General features: G+C 72.8%; 14 protein-coding genes and 1 pseudogene. 4 read left to right on the top strand and 11 right to left on the bottom strand.

Features of this window, described 5'->3' with window-relative positions; all coding sequences use genetic code 11:
- Together GSF22_RS05775 and GSF22_RS05780 are read left to right on the top strand one after the other, a co-directional pair.
- Window positions 1-1,253 (top strand): annotated as a pseudogene (locus GSF22_RS05775) (transposase); the annotation flags it as partial.
- Window positions 1,254-1,426: 173 nt separating this feature from the next.
- Window positions 1,427-2,692 carry an ABC transporter substrate-binding protein gene (locus GSF22_RS05780; protein WP_208811699.1) on the top strand — a complete coding sequence of 422 codons (1,266 nt, stop codon included), beginning with the start codon at window positions 1,427-1,429 and terminating at the stop codon, window positions 2,690-2,692.
- Window positions 2,693-2,896: 204 nt separating this feature from the next.
- Here the strand turns inward: GSF22_RS05780 and GSF22_RS05785 are convergent, their stop codons facing one another.
- The 4 genes from GSF22_RS05785 to GSF22_RS05800 form a co-directional block, all read right to left on the bottom strand.
- The gene (locus GSF22_RS05785; protein ID WP_208811700.1) at window positions 2,897-3,484 is read right to left on the bottom strand and encodes a GTP-binding protein; all 588 of its coding nucleotides are present in this window, start codon (window positions 3,482-3,484) and stop codon (window positions 2,897-2,899) included.
- 1 nt (window position 3,485) lies between these two features.
- Window positions 3,486-3,860 carry a DUF742 domain-containing protein gene (locus GSF22_RS05790; protein ID WP_208811701.1) on the bottom strand — a complete coding sequence of 125 codons (375 nt, stop codon included), beginning with the start codon at window positions 3,858-3,860 and terminating at the stop codon, window positions 3,486-3,488.
- A 100-nt stretch (window positions 3,861-3,960) separates the two neighbouring features.
- A complete protein-coding gene (locus GSF22_RS05795; protein WP_208811702.1) occupies window positions 3,961-4,368 on the bottom strand; it encodes a roadblock/LC7 domain-containing protein in 408 nt (135 codons plus the stop codon).
- Entirely contained in the window at window positions 4,365-7,802 is a 3,438-nt protein-coding gene (locus tag GSF22_RS05800; protein ID WP_208811703.1) for a sensor histidine kinase, read from the bottom strand. Before GSF22_RS05800 ends, GSF22_RS05795 begins: the two co-directional genes overlap by 4 nt.
- Window positions 7,803-8,079: 277 nt before the next feature.
- Here GSF22_RS05800 and GSF22_RS05805 point away from each other — a divergent pair, with 277 nt between their 5' ends.
- Entirely contained in the window at window positions 8,080-8,601 is a 522-nt protein-coding gene (locus GSF22_RS05805; protein ID WP_307803759.1) for an ATP-binding protein, read from the top strand.
- Between the two features lie 30 nt (window positions 8,602-8,631).
- On the opposite strand, the gene GSF22_RS05810 is transcribed toward GSF22_RS05805, so the two are convergent.
- The gene (locus GSF22_RS05810) at window positions 8,632-9,717 is read right to left on the bottom strand and encodes an adenosine deaminase (RefSeq protein ID WP_208811705.1); all 1,086 of its coding nucleotides are present in this window, start codon (window positions 9,715-9,717) and stop codon (window positions 8,632-8,634) included.
- A gap of 143 nt (window positions 9,718-9,860) precedes the next feature.
- Here GSF22_RS05810 and GSF22_RS05815 point away from each other — a divergent pair, with 143 nt between their 5' ends.
- On the top strand, window positions 9,861-10,715 hold the full coding sequence (locus GSF22_RS05815; RefSeq protein WP_208811723.1) for a putative RNA methyltransferase: 855 nt from the start codon (window positions 9,861-9,863) through the stop codon (window positions 10,713-10,715).
- 58 nt (window positions 10,716-10,773) lie between these two features.
- On the opposite strand, the gene GSF22_RS05820 is transcribed toward GSF22_RS05815, so the two are convergent.
- The 6 genes from GSF22_RS05820 to GSF22_RS05845 are packed head-to-tail and all read right to left on the bottom strand — an operon-like array spanning window position 10,774 to window position 17,921.
- A complete protein-coding gene (locus GSF22_RS05820) occupies window positions 10,774-11,457 on the bottom strand; it encodes a DUF4272 domain-containing protein (protein WP_307803760.1) in 684 nt (227 codons plus the stop codon).
- A gap of 10 nt (window positions 11,458-11,467) precedes the next feature.
- On the bottom strand, window positions 11,468-12,748 hold the full coding sequence (locus GSF22_RS05825; protein WP_208811706.1) for a thymidine phosphorylase: 1,281 nt from the start codon (window positions 12,746-12,748) through the stop codon (window positions 11,468-11,470).
- Window positions 12,745-13,479, bottom strand: coding sequence for a cytidine deaminase (locus GSF22_RS05830; protein WP_208811707.1), 735 nt, complete (start codon window positions 13,477-13,479; stop codon window positions 12,745-12,747). The genes GSF22_RS05825 and GSF22_RS05830 overlap by 4 nt, the downstream gene beginning before the upstream one ends.
- Window positions 13,480-13,491: 12 nt before the next feature.
- Window positions 13,492-14,772, bottom strand: a complete 1,281-nt coding sequence (locus GSF22_RS05835; RefSeq protein ID WP_208811708.1) for an ABC transporter permease — start codon at window positions 14,770-14,772, stop codon at window positions 13,492-13,494.
- Between the two features lie 60 nt (window positions 14,773-14,832).
- Window positions 14,833-16,251, bottom strand: coding sequence for an ABC transporter permease (locus GSF22_RS05840; RefSeq protein ID WP_208811709.1), 1,419 nt, complete (start codon window positions 16,249-16,251; stop codon window positions 14,833-14,835).
- Entirely contained in the window at window positions 16,248-17,921 is a 1,674-nt protein-coding gene (locus tag GSF22_RS05845) for an ABC transporter ATP-binding protein (protein ID WP_244366348.1), read from the bottom strand. Before GSF22_RS05845 ends, GSF22_RS05840 begins: the two co-directional genes overlap by 4 nt.
- Window positions 17,922-18,081 lie beyond the last annotated feature (160 nt).

The following is an 18,081-nucleotide window of genomic DNA, read 5'->3' on the forward strand; positions in this document are numbered from 1 at the left end:
CCCCGGCGCCGGTCGCGCCGGCCGCCGCGGTGACCCCGCCGGTCTCGGCGCCGCCGTCGGTCCGGCCGAACCGCCCGGAGCCGGCGCTGCCGCCGGCCGCCCGGCAGGTGGACGCGCCGACCAACCGACCGGTCTCCGCTCCACCGCCGCCACCGCCGGGGATGACCCCGATCACCCCGGGCCAGCGCCCCTCACCGGCTCCCGGGCAGCGCCCCGGCGTGCCGTCGGGACAGCGGCCCGGCATTCCGCCGGCCGAGGCGGGCGAGCCCTTCCGGCCCACGCTCACCACCGCCGCGATCAACAACGCCCGCGCCGAACGGCAGCGGCCCACGGTCATCTCCCCCCGGCCCAAGACCAACGTCGAGGCGGCCCCGCCCGCCGGCGGTTTCTCCGTCACCGACCGCAACGTGCCGGTACCGGCGCCGCGCCCCGAGCCGGAGCACGCGCCACCCGGCTCCCGGGCCAACTGGCCGCTGGTCAACCCCTCCGACGACCGGGCGGACACCACCGCCGGCCAGGGTGGCGGGTACGCCCGCAGCGACCGGGAGAGCCGGGGCGGGCGCAGTGTGGACGCGCCCACCGTGGTCACCCCGGGCGAGGGTCGGGTGACCCCGCCCTGGCTCGCCGACGACCTGCCGCCGGAGCCGCCCTCGCTGCGGCTGGTGGAACCGGCCCCGCCGGCCGACCGGTCCCTGCGGGACACCGCCGACCGGGACACCCCCCCGCTGCGTCTGGTCGACCGGGAGGAGGAGGCCCGGACCCAGCGGTCGGCCCGCCCCGAACGCCCGAAGGCGGAACACCGCCCGCCGCCGGTCGCCGACGAGGGCGACGGTGACCTGCTGATCTTCGCCGCCGCCCGGTCCGCCTGGTTTACCGACCAGCCCGCCGAGGAGGACGCCCCGTGGTCGTTCACCGCCGACACCGGTTGGCGGGCCGCCGAGCAGGCGGCCCGGCCGGCGGTGGGCGCGGAGACGCCGGCCGGTCTGCCCAAGCGGGTGCCGCAGGCCAACCTGGTTCCCGGTTCGCCGCTGCGGGACGAACGTCCCCTGCGGATCGTCCGGGATCCGGCGAGCCTCGCGGAGAACACCACCGGCTACTTCCGGGGCTGGCGGCGCGGGCAGGAGATCGGCGGCTTCGCCGTCGGCGGTCGTCCGGGCCGGGAGGCCGCAGGCGGCTGGGACTTCAGCCGCGATCCGGACGAACGGGAGGACGACCGGGAGCCGGAGTACCGCCCGGCCGGTTACCGTTCCTGACCTACCGCCGGCCTACCGCCCCGATCCTGCCCGACCGACCTGCAAAACATCTCTGACCTGCGTGTTCATAGCCACAGCCGGAAAAGTTGACGCCGGGATGTGGCGGCCGGAAGCATACCGGCGGGACAGCCGGCGGCAGGTTCGCCGCCGGGCAGGGAAGGGACGGCTCGGAGATGGCGACAGCGGCGACCGGTAGCTCCACACTGGCCACCGCCGTACCCGGTCGGGGTGGGCTGGCCCGGCGGAGCCTGCTGGCCGGTACCGCCGGGACCCTGCTGCTCGGCGCCTGCGGGCGGGACGAGGAGCCGGCCTCCGGGCCGGGCTCCCGACCGGCCACCACCCGGGGGCCGCAGGAGCTGGTCGTCGGCGCCAGCCTGGAACTCAGCGGACGCTGGGCGGCGCTCGGGGTGCTCCAGGAACGGGCCCTGCGGATCACTGCGGCGACGCTGAACGCCGAGGACGGGGTGCCGGTCGGCAACCTGCGGCGGACCATCCGGCTCGTGGTGCAGGACAACGCCGGTGATCCGGGGCTCGCCGCCCGGCAGGCCACCGATCTGGCCTGGGCACACGGGGTGCACGCCCTCGTCGGCGGCACCGTGGCGGAGACCGCGATGGCCATCGTCGGGGTGGCCCAGAAACTCCAGGTGCCGTACCTGTCGCTGGCCGCCGCAGACGGCATCGTCCTGCCGCTGGCCCAGCGGACCTACGTCTACAAGCTCACCCCGGACGCCGGGGACGTGGCCCGCCGCCTGGCCCGGCTGGCCCGCGCCGAGAAACTCCGGCGGGTCGCCGTGCTCGCCGCGCACGGCCTGCACGGCGACTCGGGGGTGCGGGCCATGGCCGGCGCGTTGGAGATCGCCGGTGTCGACCTGGCACGCACCGTGCGACTGCCCGGGGCGGCCGACGGAGACCCCACCTGGGCCGCTGAGCGGGCCGTGGAGGGCACACCGGACGGAATCGTGGTCTGGGGTACCGCCCCGGACTCCGGGGCCGCTGCGCGGGCGCTGCGCCGGACGGGCTACACCGGACAGCTCCTCTTCGACGCCGGGGCGGTCGCCGAGGAGACCCTGAGCGAGTCGTACCTGTCGGCGATGGAGGGTGCTCTCGTCGTACACCCCGCCTCGCTGGGCGGGTCGACCCTCACCAACACCACCACGGCGGCCCTGGCCCGGCGGGACTTCGTCTTCCGCTACATCCGGGAGTACGGCGGGTTCAGCGGTTTCGCCCCGTACGGCTCGGACGCGCTGCACCTGCTCGCCAACGCCGCCCGGATGGCGGCCAGTGTCGACCGTGGACGGTTGCGCGCCTACCTGCAGAACCAGGTGACCGAGGGCATCGCCGGGGCGTACGCGTTCGCGCCGATCCGGCACGGCGGCATGGCGGCGGACTCACTGGGCGTCTTCACGGTCGCCAACGGGGCCTGGGTCCGGGTCTCCTGACCGCCCCGAGTCTCCTGACCGCCCCGGGCTTTCCGACCGCCCCGGGCGCCGGACCCGTTCCGGGCGGGAGCGACCACTGACCGGTCGCCAGCCACGTGACCACCCGAACCCGGGCACGGCGGCGGCCCACTCCGGGAGCATCGACACCGACGACGCGGCCCGCCCGGTGTGCGCAGGACACGACCGGGCGGGTCAGCCGCGCTGTCAGGCGGGCGCCACCGCGCGGGAACGCCGCATGGTCAGCACGTACTCCACCAGGGAGATGAGCACGTGCTTGGTCGACTCCCGGTTCCGGGCGTCACAGGCCACCACCGGGACGTCGTTGGAGATCGCGAGCGCGTCCCGGACGTCCTGCGGGTCGTGGTACTGCATCCCGTCGAAGCAGTTGATCGCCACGAGGTACGGCAACCGGCGGTGCTCGAAGAAGTCGATCGCCGCGAAGCAGTCCGCGAGCCGACGCGTGTCGACCAGGACCACCGCGCCGATCGCACCCCGGACCAGTTCGTCCCACATGAACCAGAAGCGCGTCTGGCCCGGGGTACCGAAGAGGTACAGGATCAGATCCCGGTCGATGGAGATCCGACCGAAGTCCATGGCGACCGTGGTGGTCGTCTTCCCCGGTACCTGCCGCGTATCGTCGACGCCCACACCGGCCGACGTCATGATCGCCTCGGTGGTCAGCGGCGTGATCTCCGAGACCGAGCCGACCAGGGTCGTCTTACCGACGCCGAAGCCACCGGCGATGACGATCTTTGCCGATGTCACGCGTCCAGACGGTGGGCGGTGCGACATGTCAGAGCCTGCGAAGTCCACTCAGCACCCTCTCCAGCAGTTCAGTGCCCACCGCGTCGTCGGAGTCGTCCAGGATGGTCGGCTCGTGCACCGCGACCAGGCCGTCCGTGGCCATGTCCGCGATCAGGACCCGGGCCACCCCGAGCGGCAACTGCATGCGCGCCGCGATCTCGGCGAGCGACTGCAGCCGTCCGTCACACAGCGCGGCGATGTATTGGTGCTCCCGGCCGTGTCCCCCCTTGGCGTTCTGGAGGGACCGGCCACGCACCGTCGTCTCGACGAGTGCTTCCAGTGCGATGTCGAGCTTGGGACGGGTACGACCGCGGGTCACGGCATATGGACGGACCAGCGCTCCGGTCGGCTCGTCGCGTTCCATGTCGCCGCTCACCTCCCTCGTACCCGTCGCGGGCCCAACTCGGTGGAACTCGTCATCTCTGTTTGTTGCCCCTGCCGGCCACCGGCCGCCAGGTCCCGACTCAACCCAGCATGCCCGCAGCCGCGGCGCGCGGCTGCGGAGTCAACGCGTCGCCGACCCGGTCGACGAGCAGCGCCATCTCGTAGCCCACCTGACCGACATCGCAGGACCGGGCCGCGAGCACCGCGAACGACGAACCGTCCGAGATGGACATCAGGAACAGGAAGCCATTGTCCATCTCGACGACTGTCTGGAGCACCGCGCCACCCTCGAAGCAGCGGGCGGCGCCCTGTGTGAGGCTGACCAGACCGGAGGCGATGGCGGCGAGCTGGTCAGCCCGGTCACGCGGAAGGTCTCGTGACGACGCGAGGAGCAGACCGTCCGCGGAGACGGCGATCGCGTGTGCGACGCCGGGCACCCGGTCGGCGAAGTTGGCCAGCAGCCAACCAAGATCCTGCGTAGTTGTCATCCTTCATGCTCCTTCTGCCCGCTCCCGGCCGCGGGGCCTAGGCCAGACTGCGAGGATTTCTGCCCGCCCGGAGCCGACTCCGGGTGGGTCGATGGACCGTCCGAGGGGTTGCTACGGCCTCGTTGCACGCCGCGATGGTATGCGGAGAGCAGACCGCGCACTGCTTCGGGAGTACGGCGTTGCACAGAGGTGACCGGTTTCTCCACCCCACCGGGCACGAGCTGCGCCATGGGCACCCGCTTCGGCAGGCCGGTCTGGGTAGTACCGCCGACCGGGGCGGCGCTCGCCGCACTGGCCGCCCGCCAACCGTCGTCGGCGGCCGTCTGCCAGGGATTCTGGGTGGGTACCCGGCGCGGCGGGGTGCTCTCCCCGTACGGGGTGGCCGGCCCGTTGTCGTGCGGCGTACCGCCGCCTGTCGGCGCATTCGGCATGACTGGGTTACCTGTCGTCCCGGTCGGGATGTTCTGGCCGGTACGGCTGCCGGCGTCGACCCTGGCGAACTGCTCGGTCGCGTCACCGGCACCGGCCGCCGGCTGGACCACGGGCGCGTCCTCGGCCGGTCGGCGGGTACGGAACCAGGCCGACTCCAGCTCCCGGAAGATCGGCAGTTCCATGGTCTCGTCGGCGTACCGCTGCTGCCGCTCGGCCGGAGCGGGGGCCGCCGGGGGCTCCATCGGGCCCCGGGTGACCCGGGGCAGCTCGGTGGTCATGTCCAGTGCGGCAGCGAGCCGCTCGGGTACGGCTGGCGGCGCGTCCCGTTCCGGTGTGGCCACCGGCGGCCAGACCGGCGGGGCGCCGTTCGAGGGGGTGGCCGGACGGTCCGGCGCAATGACCGGCGGGGTGGACACCACCGGCGGGGCCGAGTAGGGCTGCGCGGAGTACGGCTGGCCCGACACCGGCGGGGCCGAGTACGGCTGCGCGGAGTACGGCTGACCCGACACCGGCGGGGCCGAATACGGCTGCGCCGAATAGGGCTGCGCGGAGACCGGCGGCGCGGAGTAGGGCTGACCCGAGACCGGCGGGGCGGAGACCGGCGGTACGGCCAGGGAGCGCGCCTCCGGGCTGCTCGGCAACTGGCGGGGCACGACCGGGAACGAGCCGGTGTCGGTGGTCCCCTCCTCGTCACCGGTCGCCCGACGCTGCGGCAACGGCTCGACCGGCTGGCCGTTGGTCGGGCGGGGCCGGAACGTGTCCGTACCGTTGCGCGGCGGGGTCACGCCGGTGAGGTCGGACCAGGCCGGCATGGAACGGGCCGCACCGGCCCCGAGCTGGCCGGCACCGTTCCGGGCAGCCGGCTCGAACGGTCGGCCACCCAGGGTCACCTGGCTGTCCCGGTCCGGGCTGGTACGCGGCGACGGCGGCAGCGGGGTGATCTCCCGGGCCGGGCCGGCGGGCGGGGCGGAACTGGGCGACGCCGGCAGCGCGCCGGGCTGCTGGACCCGGCCGGAGAGCGCCCGGGGGACGAGCACCGAGGTGGGCAGGGCGACCTCGGCCACGGTGCCCCGGTCGCCACCGGCCCGCAGCTCGACCTTGACCGCGTGCCGGGAGGCCAGGCGGGCGACCACGACGAGGCCCATCATCCGGGAGACGGCGACGTCGACCATCGGCGGCGTGGCGAGCCGCTCGTTGAGGTCACGGAGCTGGTCCGGCGAGATGCCGATGCCCCGGTCCTCCACGTAGAGCGAGGCGCGGTCACCGACCCGGCGGGCCTCCACCATGACCTGGGAGTCCGGCGGCGAGAACGCGGTGGCGTTGTCGAACAGCTCGGCGACCAGGTGCACGAGGTCGTTGACGGCGTGCGCGGCCACCTCGATGTCCCGGTCGACCACCCCGAACTCGATCCGGGTGTAGTGCTCGACCTCGGACTGGGCCGCCCGCAGCACGTCGATCAGGGCGGCCGGCTCCCGCTGCACCCGGGTGGAGTCCGCGCCGGCGAGCACCAGCAGGTTCTCGTCGTTGCGCCGCATCCGGGTGGCCAGGTGGTCGAGCTGGAACAGCTCGGCCAGCCGGTCCGGGTCCTCCTCGCCGCGTTCGAGCCGGTCCAGGTGACCGATGAGCCGGTCGACCAGGATCTGCGAACGACGGGCCAGGTTGACGAACATGGTGGCCACCGAGGCGCGCAGGGCGGCCTGCTCGGCGGCGGTCCGGACGGCCTCCAGGTGGACCGCGTTGAACGCCTCGGTCACCTGGCCGAACTCGTCCCGGCTCCGCACCGGCAGCGGCTCGGCGATCTGGTTCGCGAGCTGGACCGGGGAGAGCTGGTTGGACAGCTGCGGGTCGCGCAGCCGGGCCACCGCCTGGGGCAGGCCGTACTGGGCGACGGCCAGGGCACCCTGGCGCAGGTCGCGCAGCGAGCGGGCCATCGACCGGGCGACCAGCCATGCGAAGAGGATGGCCAGCAGCAGCATGCCGAGCAGCAGACCGGTCTCCAGGAAGACCTGCCGTTGCACGTCGGTACGGAGCTGGTCGGCCTCGTTGACCACGTCGGCGTCGAGTTTCGCCTCGACGGTCCGGATCAGCTTGGCGTTGCCGGTCATCGCCGCGTCCCACTGGTCGGCGTTGAACGGCGCCCCGGCGATGCTGTCGGTGGTGGTGCTGCGGATCCAGCCGCTGTAGGTGTCGGCCTCCCGCTGGTCGGAACCGGCCACGGTCTGCTGGTACAGCTCCGACTCGGCCCGGTTGGCCACCGCCAGGAAGCTCTGCAGGGCCTGCTGCTGACCGGTCTCGGTGGCGATGTACTCGGTCCGCAGCACCGGGGTGAGATTGTTCTGGATCAGCGCGCGGTGCACGACGACCCGGCGGACGGAGAGGAACTCCTTGGCCCGTGCGGTGCTGGCGGCGGCCCGCATCCGCTCACCGAGGTCGGTGTCCCCGGCGAGCTGGGTGGCCGAGTCGCGGATGTCCAGCAGGTCGGCGATCAGGCCCTCGTACGCCTGGGCCGCCTCGGTGAGCTTCAGTTTGCCGTTGAAGACCTGACTGCGGGTACCGGGCAGGTTGGCCAGGTTCTGGTCGATGCCGTCCAGCAGCCCGTCGAAGTTGGTGGGCAGGTCGCTCAGCTCGGCCCGCTGCCGGGAGTACGGCGCCTTCGCCGCGTCGACCGCCTTGTGCAGGTCGGTGTACGCGTCGGTGTAGCGCTTGCGGTCCGCCTCCTTGTCGGCGCCGAGCAGGAGCACCGCGGCGGCCCGCTCGTTCTGCAGGTCGTCGACCAGCTCGCCGGAGTACTGCACCAGGTTGGCCAGGTCACCGGCCCGGTTGGCGGTGTCGAGCGTCTCCAGGTGGTCGATCAGCCCGCTGGTACCGACCACGACCGTGGCGATCGTGGGCACGATCATGATGAGACCGAGCTTGGACCAGATCGGCATGTCGCGGAGCCGGCCGAAGGGCCGGCGCACGCGCGACAGGAATGAGCCCGCCGTCTTTGGTCGTTTGCTCACGTCACCGCCCTCGCGTTCCAGCGCCGTCGCGGCGCTCCGGGCACCGCTGCGCGACCGACCCGGGCGGGTCGGACCTCCGAGATTCCATCACGCCGTCACTCAAAGAGAAAGCCCAGGTTGGCCGTCGCACAGGGTGTGATGGGATGTTGATGCAATTTGATAGCAATCCGTCTGGCCGGAGTAACCGAGAGTAATGAAGCGTCCTCACGGAGTTGTCCTCCTCGCCGGTCCCTCAGGGTCCGGGAAGTCGTACATAGCCCAGCGAACCGGGCTGCCCGTGCTCTGCCTCGACGACTTCTACAAGAACGGCGATGACCCTACGTTGCCTCGTCGGGGCGACCAGGTGGACTGGGAGTCACCATTGTCCTGGGATGCCGGGGCGGCGGTGGACACCATTGCCCGGCTGCTCCGGGACGGCAAGGCGGAAGTGCCGGTTTACGCGATCGGCGCGGACCGGCGGGTGGACACCCGGGTACTCGACCTGGCCGGATCGCCATTGTTCGTCGCCGAAGGTATCTTCGCCGCCGAGATCGTCGCCGAGTGTCGCCGCCGGGGGCTGCTGGCCGGGGCGTACGCTCTCCGCCGGCCACGCGGCGCGACCTTCCTGCGCCGGCTCCGACGGGACCTGGCCGAGCAGCGCAAGGCCCCCGGGGTGCTGCTCCGGCGGGGGCTCACCCTGTTGCGCGCCGAGCCGGCCGTACTGCGCCGGCAGGCCGGCCTCGGTGCCCAGCCGGCCCGGGGCGGGGAGATCGTCCGGCGGGTGACCGAACTGCTCGCCCGGCACCCGCACCTACCCTGACCGTCCTCCCCCGGGCCTCCGGGAGCCGCCCTACCCCGCCATCAGCTCCGCGTACGCCGGCTTGATCACCTCGTCGATCAACGCCAGCCGCTCGTCGAACGGGATGAACGCACTCTTCATCGCGTTGATGGTGAACCAGCGTAGCTCCGCCCAGCCGTAGCCGAACGCCTCCACCAGCAGCGCCATCTCGCGGGACATGGAGGTGCCGCTCATCAACCGGTTGTCGGTGTTGACGGTGACCCGGAACCGCAGGTCCCGCAGCAGCCCGATGGGGTGCTCGGCGATCGACGGGGCCGCCCCGGTCTGTACGTTCGACGACGGGCACAGCTCCAGCGGGATCCGCTTGTCCCGCACGTACGCGGCGAGCCGGCCGAGCACCGGGCGGCCGTCCGCCCCGCCGGTGATGTCGTCGACGATGCGTACGCCGTGACCGAGCCGGTCGGCTCCGCACCACTGGATGGCCTGCCAGATCGACGGCAGGCCGAACGCCTCACCGGCGTGGATGGTGAAGTGGAAGTTCTCCCGCTGGAGGTACTCGAAGGCGTCCAGGTGACGGGTGGGCGGGAAGCCCGCCTCGGCCCCGGCGATGTCGAACCCCACCACCCCGCTGTCCCGGTGCCGCACGGCCAGCTCGGCGATCTCCTGCGACCGGGCCGCGTGGCGCATCGCGGTGAGCAGGGTGCCGATCCGGATCCGGTGCCCGGACCGGGCGGCCTGCGCGGTGCCCTCGGCGAAACCGGCCAGCACCGCCTCCACCACCTGGTCCAGGGTGAGGTCCCGCTCCAGGTGCTGCTCCGGGGCGAACCGTACCTCCGCGTAGACCACGCCGTCGGCGGCGAGGTCGATGGCGCACTCGGCGGCCACCCGGCGCAGCCCGGCCTCGGTCTGCATCACCGCCACGGTGTGCGCGAACGTCTCCAGGTAGCGCTCCAGCGAGCCGGAGTCGGCAGCGGCCACGAACCAGCGGCCGAGTTCCTCGGGGTCGGTGGTGGGCAGGTCGTGCCCGACCTCCCGGGCGAGTTCGACGATCGTCGCCGGCCGCAGGCCGCCGTCGAGATGGTCGTGCAGGAGCGCCTTGGGTGCCTTGACGATGTCTTCGTAGGTGATCGCGGCCATGCTCAGACATTAGTCGCGTCCCCCGCCCGGTCTCCGGCGGCGCCCCGCCCGGCAAGCCGTCGTGCCCGTCCGGCTGGCCCCCGTCCGGCCGGCCGCCGGGCCGACCCCGCTACGGTGGCGGGGTGGAGCCGCCGCGCCCGACGATGCACCCGGAGACCCTGCGCCGCCTGAGCTGCCCGGTCTGCGGCGACCCGCTGGCCGAGGCGACCGCCGGTACCGCCCGCGCACTGCGCTGCCCGCGCGGCCACAGCTTCGACGTCGCCCGGCAGGGGTACGTCGACCTGCTCGCCGGGCAGGCCCCGCACTCCGGGGACAGCGCCGCCATGGTGGCCGACCGGGCGGACTTCCTCGCCGCCGGGCACTACGACGTCATCTCCGCCGCGCTGGCCCGGGCGGCCGTGACCCACGTCCCGCCCGGTACGACGTACCCGCTGGTGGTGGAGCCCGGCGCCGGCACCGCCCGGCACCTCGCGGCGGTGCTGGACGCGCTGCCCGACGCCACCGGTCTGGCGCTGGACGTCGCCAAGCCGGCGCTGCGCCGCGCGGCGCGGGCCCACCCACGGGCCGGCGCGGCGCTGGCCGACACCTGGCGCCGGTTGCCCCTGGCGGACGCCTCGACGGCGCTGCTGCTGAACGTCTTCGCCCCCCGCAACGGCCCCGAGTTCCGCCGAGTGCTGCGCGCGGACGGGACCCTGCTGGTGGTCACGCCGGCCGCCGACCACCTGGCCGAGCTGGTCGACGCGCTCGGCCTGCTGCGGGTGGACCCGGAGAAGGCCGACCGGGTGGCCGCGAGCCTGGCCGGGCACTTCACGGCGGGGCAGGCCGGGGAGCACCGGGCCGGGCTGCGGCTGCTCAGGTCGGAGGTGCGGACCCTGGTCGGCATGGGGCCGAGCGCCTGGCACACCGATCCGGTCCGGCTGGACCAGCGGTTGGCCGCGTTACCCGAGCCGGTACCGGTCACCGTCGCGGTCCGGCTGGCCGTCTACCGACCGGCCTGACCGGAGGGCCGGGCTGAGCCGGTCCGGCAACGAGCCGGTCCGACAACAAGCGGCCGGCTCAGGTGGAGAGGTCGACCTCTTCCCAGCCCCCGGGTTCGTCGTGGTACGGCCCGGTGAAGACGACCGCCCACTCCAGCGCCCACCGGCGCTGACCGATCGCGTTGGCGTCCACCAGGCCGGGCAGGACGCCGCCGGTCCGCTCGATCTCCAGGTAGCTCCAGTCCAGGCAGTAGTGCAGGTCGAGCAGACCGGCCACCTCGACCGGGTCCCGGGGGGCGGCGAGGATCCGGGACCGCCACTGCGCGAACGTCTCGTCGGCGGCCAGGTTCGGCAACTGCCGGACGAACCGGTCGTCCGGCGGGACGGTCGGGTCGAGGTGCCGGGTCAGGCCGAGCACCCAGGCCAACCCGAAGAGCGCGTCGTGGTGCAGGACGAACGACCGGTGGTCGCCCTTGCCGCCCACCAGGAACTGCCATTCCGGCGGGGTGACCTGCTCGACCAGGTGCGAGCCGAGCAGCCAACCCATCGCGGCGTCCGCCGGCATGCCGAAGCACCGGCCCATGATGACGTGCAGGATCGCCGCCCGGGCCTCCAGCTCCGCGGTCGGCCGCAACGCGACCTCGTCCCCGGCCTCCCAGACCAGGGGATACTCGTCGGGGGGCAGCGGTACGCCGAGCCGCTCCAGTTCGTAGCAGCTCGCCGTACGGATGGTGCCCGGGTCCGGCAGGGGAACAGCGGCCACGGCCGACCGGTCAGCCGATCCGCTCGATGACCAGCGGGGCCGCCGGGGTGACCCGGTCGGCCACGGTGACCGCGCGGGCCGCCTCGGCCCGGGCCGCCGGGATCCGGGCCGGGTCGTCGGCGCGCAGCTCGTAGAGCGGGTCACCGGCCCGCACCAGGTCACCGGGGCGGCGGTGCAGCACGACCCCGGCGGCGGCGCTGACCGGGTCCTCCTTGCGGGCCCGCCCGGCACCGAGCCGCCAGGCGGCGATCCCGATGGCGTACGCGTCGACCGCCGCGACGACGCCGTCGGTCTCGGCGCGGACCACCTCCACCTCGTTGGCGACCGGCATCGGGGCGTCCGGGTCGCCGCCCTGCGCCTCGATCATCGCCCGCCAGGAGTCCATCGCCCGCCCGTCGCGCAGCGCGTCGGCGGGGTCCACGTCGGGCAGCCCGGCGGCGGCGAGCATCTCCCGGGCCAGGGCCAGGGTCAGTTCGACCACGTCGGCGGGGCCGCCACCGGCCAGCACCTCGACCGACTCGGTGACCTCCACGGCGTTGCCGACGGTGCGGCCGAGCGGGGTGGACATGTCGGTGAGCAGGGCCACCGTGCGTACCCCGTGCGCCCCGCCCAGTTCCACCATGGTGCGGGCGAGTTCCCGGGCGTCGTCGACCGACTTCATGAACGCGCCGGAACCGACCTTCACGTCCAGGACCAGCGCACCGGTCCCCTCGGCGATCTTCTTGCTCATGATCGAGCTGGCGATCAGCGGGATCGCCTCGACCGTGCCGGTGACGTCACGCAGCGCGTACAGCTTGCGGTCGGCCGGGGCCAGCCCCTCCCCGGCGGCGCAGATGACCGCGCCGACGTCCCGCAACTGGGCGGTGAACTCCGCGTTGCTCAGCGCGGCCCGCCAGCCCGGGATGGATTCGAGCTTGTCCAGCGTGCCGCCGGTGTGGCCGAGCCCCCGGCCGGAGAGCTGCGGTACGGCGGCACCGCAGGCCGCCACCAGCGGGGTCAACGGCAGGGTGATCTTGTCACCGACCCCGCCGGTGGAGTGCTTGTCGACGGTGGGCCGGTGCACGGCGGACAGGTCCAGCCGCTCGCCGCTGGCGATCATCGCGGCGGTCCACCGGGCGATCTCCGCGCCGGTCATGCCCCGCAGCAGGATCGCCATGGCCAGTGCGGACATCTGCTCGTCGGCCACCCGGCCCCGGGTGTACGCGTCGACCACCCAGTCGATCTGGGCGTCGGAGAGCACCCCGCCGTCCCGCTTGGTGCGGATCACGTCGACCGCGGCGAACCCACTCATCGCATTCTTCCTTCGGTCTCCCCGGTGCTGCCGGGCCAGCGGGTCGGGATCTCCAGGGGCGGCTCCCCGTCCCCGGCCCAGTAGAGCGTGCCTGCGGCGTCCACCACGACCACCCGGGGGGTCCGGGCGTGTCCCCAGGTGACCGCGTCGGCCGGGTCCGTCCAGGTCGGCCCCTCCTCCAGTACGCCCGGCTCGGCGTTGCCGCCGTCCCCGGCGGACCGTTCCCAGTACGCCGTCCAGACCTGCTTGCCGGCGGTCACGTCGGGGTGCACGAAGACCGTGCCCCGGCCCCGCCAGGAGGCCAGCCGTTCCGGTACCACCGGCAGCGTGTCGTCCCGGACGATCGCCTCCAGGTCCTGCACCCCGAACGCGTGCGGCAGCAGCTCGGCCATGGTCAGCGGGCCGCCCTTCGCCTCGATCAGGCAGTCCGGGCCGCCGTGTTCCCAGAGCAGCTGCCGGCAGCGGCCGCACGGCATCAGCGGCTCACCGGTCGCGTCGACGCAGGACAGCGCGACGAGCCGGCCACCGCCGGTGGCGTGCAGCGCGGAGACCACCCCGCACTCGGCGCAGAGCACCACGCCGTACGCGGCGTTCTCCACGTTGCAGCCGCGCACGATCCGGCCGTCGTCGACCAGGGCCGCCGCCCCCACCGGGAACTTGGAGTACGGCGCGTACGCGTGCCGCATCGCCTCGGTGGCGGCGGCCCGCAGTTCGGCCCAGTCGATCCGCATGGTGCCTCCTGTTCAGCCCTTGATGTAGGGCTTGCCGTCGGCGGCCGGTGCCCGGACCTTACCGACCAGGCCGGCCACCGCGAAGATGGTGGCCAGGTACGGCAGCATCGCCAGGAACTGGCTGGGGATGACGCTGTTGATCGCCCCGAGGTAGGTGCCGAGCTGGTCGGCGAACCCGAAGAAGAGCGCGGCGAGCAGGGCGCCGGTCGGGTTCCACCGGCCGAAGATCAGCGCGGCCAGGGCGATGAAGCCCTTACCGCCGATCATGTTCTTGGTGAAGGTGTAGAGCGCCAGCGTGTAGGACGCGCCGCCGACCCCGGCCACCAGCCCGGCGAGCAGCACGTTGAAGTACCGCAGCCGGAGCACCTTGACGCCGAGCGTGTCCGCAGCCGTCGGGTGCTCGCCGACGGCCCGGGTACGCAGCCCCCACCGGGTCCGGAACAGCGCAATGTGGATCACCAGGACCAGGATCAGCCCGAGGTAGAGGAAGATGTTGGCCCGGAACAGGGCCGGCCCGATGACCGGGATGTCCGACAGCAGCGGGATCTCCCAGTTGCTGAACCGGGGCGGCTGGTTGTACTTCGCGGTGTCGGTCTGCATCAGCCGCTCGTACAGGAAGCCGGTCAGACCGACCGCGAGCAGGTTGAGCACGATGCCCATGACCACCTGGTCCACCAGGTAGTGGATGGCGAAGACGGCCAGCAGCAGCGAGATGAACGCGCCACCGATCGCGGCGGCGACCAGGCCGACCCAGACACTGCCGGACATCGTGCCGAAGAGCGCACCGGCGAACGCCCCCATCAGGAGCTGCCCCTCGATGGCCACGTTGACCACGCCGGAGCGCTCGCAGAGCACTCCGGCGAGGGCACCGAAGATAAGCGGCAGGGCGAGGATGAAGGTGCCCCGCAGGATGTTGACCATCGGCATGAAGTTCTGCCCGGTCGGGGCGGCGGAGACCTGCCAGCAGAGGAAGGCCAGCACGAAGCCGACCACGCCGACCCCGAGCAGCAGGGTGAACCAGCGCTTCGGCACCCCGGCGAGCAGGGCGGCGCCGGCCGCCGCCGCGAGCACGCCGAACAGGATCGCGCCGAACGTGCCGTTGACGGCCAGGGCCGCGCCGGCCGAGTCCTCGCTGAGCGTGAAGCGGGCCTGCTGGTCGGTGGCGAGCGCCCCGAAGAGCACCGCCGCGAGCACTCCCAGGGCGAGCAGCACCGCGCCGATCTTGCGGTTGCGGGTCCAGAATCCCTCGTCCACCGGTGCGACGGCGACGTCCGGGACAGCCATGGTGGACATCAGCTCATGTCTCCGTTCGCGACTGCGGGGCTCGCCAGCTCACTCCTCGCGCTCACCGTGTCACCAGCCCTTCGCCAGGCTCGTGTGCAACCGGGCGGCCCGCGCCGCGCGGAGCTGGAAGATCGCCTTCACCAGGGCGGGAGCGGCGATGAAGATGACGATCAGCGCCTGGAGCACGGTGACCAGCTCCAGCGAGATCCCGGAGTAGGACTGCATCCGGTTGCCGCCGGCCTGCAACGCGCCGAACAGCAGCGCGGCGAGCGCCACGCCCCACGGCTTCACCCGGCCGAGCAACGCGACCAGGATGCCGTCGAAGCCGATCTGGGCGACCACCAGCGGGGTCAGTGCGCTGGCCGTGGAACCGAGCACCATGTTGGATCCGCCGAGGCCGGCCAGGATCCCGGCGAAGACCATGATCAGGACGTACGTCCGGGTGACGCTGATGCCGGCGGTCCGCGCGGCGTCCGGGTTGGCCCCGACCGCGCGCAGCTCGAAGCCGAGCGTGGACCGGTTGAGCAGCCAGGCGACCGCCCAGGTGGCCAGCACGGCCACCAGGATGCCGGCGTGTACCCGCAGGTTGTCGCCGAGCAGTCGGGGCAGTTGCGCGGAGCCGTCGACCGACCGGCTGATCGCGTCGGTACGACCCGGGTCCTGGATGCCCTTCTGCACGATCAGCCAGGACAGGAAGTACACCGCGATGTAGTTGAGCATGATCGTGTTGATCACCTCGTGGGCGCCGGCCCGGGCCTTCAGGATGCCCGGGATGAAGCCCCAGATCGCCCCACCGAGCGCCCCGGCGAGCACCGCGACGATCAGGTGCAGCACCGGCGGGAGCGGCAGCAGGAAGCCGGCCAGCGCGGCGAGGATGACGCCGATGGTGGCCTGGCCCTGGGCGCCGATGTTGAACAGACCGCCCCGGAACGCCAGCGCCACGGAGAGGCCGGTGAAGACCAGCGGCGCGGTGTAGGTGAGCGTCTCGGAGATCGGCGCGAGCACCGGCTCCCAGCCGTTGCTGCCGTTCAGCCAGCCGGAGAACGCCTCCGGGTCGAAGACCGAACCCTTGAAGAGGTTGGCGTACCCCTCACTGACCAGGGTCCAGCTCGCGTTCAGCGCGTCCGCCGGGCGGGCGGTGATGTAGCTGTAGGTGGCCAGCACCTCGGGGTCCGAGATGATCATCAGTACCGCACCGACCACGATCGCGAGGACCAGGGCGAGCACCGTGACGGTCACCGTGTTGGCCGCCCAGAGGTTGGCCAGGAAGAGCTGCCCGAGGGAGGGCCGGGCCTCCGGTTCGGTCGGCTTGCCGGGTGCCGGCTTCCCGACCGGCTTGCCGGCGGCCGGGGTGGCGGTCGCCGTCTCGGCCCCGGTAGCGGTCGCGGTCTCCGCCCGTTCGGCGTTGTCCAGCGCGTCCTGCGCCGCCTGCGCCTCGCTCGCCGGTTCCTTGTCCGGCGAACCCGCGCCGGGGTTGGGGATGGTCATGCCTTGTCCTCGTTGACGGGGCCTTCGGTGGCCGGGCCCGCCGTCGTACCGTCCGGGTCACCGACCGGACCGGTGGTCCCGTCGGTGGTGTCACCGGTGGTCGCGGCGGTCGGGGCGTCCGGGGTCGCGGCGGTCGGGGTCGCGGCGTTCTCCGGGGTCGCGGCGTCCGGGGTGATGCCGGCCATCAGCAGGCCGATCTCCTCACGCGGGGTGTCCGGTCCGACGACGCCGATGATCCGGCCGCGGTACATCACCGCGATCCGGTCGGCCAGGCCGATCACCTCGTCGAGTTCGCTGGAGACCACCAGGACGGCGGTACCGATGTCCCGTTCCCGGATCACCCGGCTGTGGATGAACTCGATCGAGCCGACGTCGACACCCCGGGTCGGCTGGGCGGCGATGAAGAGCTTCAGCGGCCGGGACAGCTCCCGGGCCACGATCACCTTCTGCTGGTTGCCGCCGGAGAGCGTGCCGACCGCCGCGTCGGCGGACGGGGTACGCACGTCGAACTGCTCGATCCGCTCCCGGGCCGACTTCGCGATGGCGTCCGGCTTCAGCGCCAGTCCGGAGCCGAACGGCGGCCGGTCGTAGATGTCGAGGACCAGGTTCTCCGCGACGGAGAACTCCTTGACCAGCCCGTCGACGCTGCGGTCCTCGGGGACGTAACCGACCCCGGCGCGCAGCACCTTCTTGGTCGACCACCCGTGGATACCCTGCCCGGCCAGGGACACCGAGCCGGCGAGTACCGGCCGCAGCCCCATGATCGCCTCGATCAGTTCGGTCTGGCCGTTGCCCTGCACGCCCGCGACGCCGAGGACCTCCCCCGCGTGCACGGTCAGGTCGACGCCGTCCACCGCGCGGCACTGCCGGTCGTCGTCCACGACCAGGCCGGTGACCTCCAGGACCGGCTCCTTCGGCTGGGCCGGGGCCTTGTCCACGGTGAGCCGTACGCTCCGGCCGACCATCAGTGCGGCCAGTTCGTCCCGGCTCGCCTCCGGGGAGGCGGTACCGACCGTCTTCCCGCGCCGGATCACGGTGATCCGGTCCGCGATCGCCTTGACCTCGCCCAGCTTGTGGGTGATGAAGACGATCGACTTGCCGGCCGCCTTGAGCGACCGCATCACGGCGAGCAGTTCCTCGGTCTCCTGCGGGGTGAGCACGGCGGTCGGCTCGTCCAGGATCAGCAGGTCGACCTCGCGGGTGAGCGCCTTGACGATCTCCACCCGCTGCTGGATGCCGACCGGCAGGTCCTCGATCACCGCGTCCGGGTCGACCCGGAGGTTGTACCGCTCGGAGACCTCGGCCACCTCGCGGCGGGCCCGGCGCCGGTCGAGGAACCCGCCGATCCCGCCCCGGGTCTGCTCGGCCCCGAGCATCACGTTCTCCGCGACCGTGAAGACCGGGACCAGCATGAAGTGCTGGTGCACCATGCCGATGCCGGCGGCGATCGCGTCCGACGGGCCCTTCAGCTTCAGCGGCGTACCGTCGACCAGGATCTCGCCCTCGTCCGGCTGGTACAGCCCGTAGAGGACGTTCATCAGGGTCGACTTGCCGGCACCGTTCTCGCCGAGCAGGGCGTGGATCTCTCCAGGCTCCACCGTCAGGTCGATGTGGTCGTTGGCGACCAGATCACCGAACCGTTTGGTGATGCCGCGCAGTTCGAGTCTCAGCGCAACCTCCTGGAGTGCGAGCGATGGTGCAGCGTAGCTGCTGCCGGCGGCCCGGTGGCCGTGGATCTGGGCTGGGCACGTCGATCTCGTGGACCTGCCGTGCGGTACCGCCCGAGGTGTCGGCCGGTACCGGTAGAGAACGACCGGCCGCTCCGGTGAC

Source organism: Micromonospora echinofusca (assembly GCF_017614955.1).
Lineage (GTDB): Bacteria > Actinomycetota > Actinomycetes > Mycobacteriales > Micromonosporaceae > Micromonospora > Micromonospora echinofusca_A.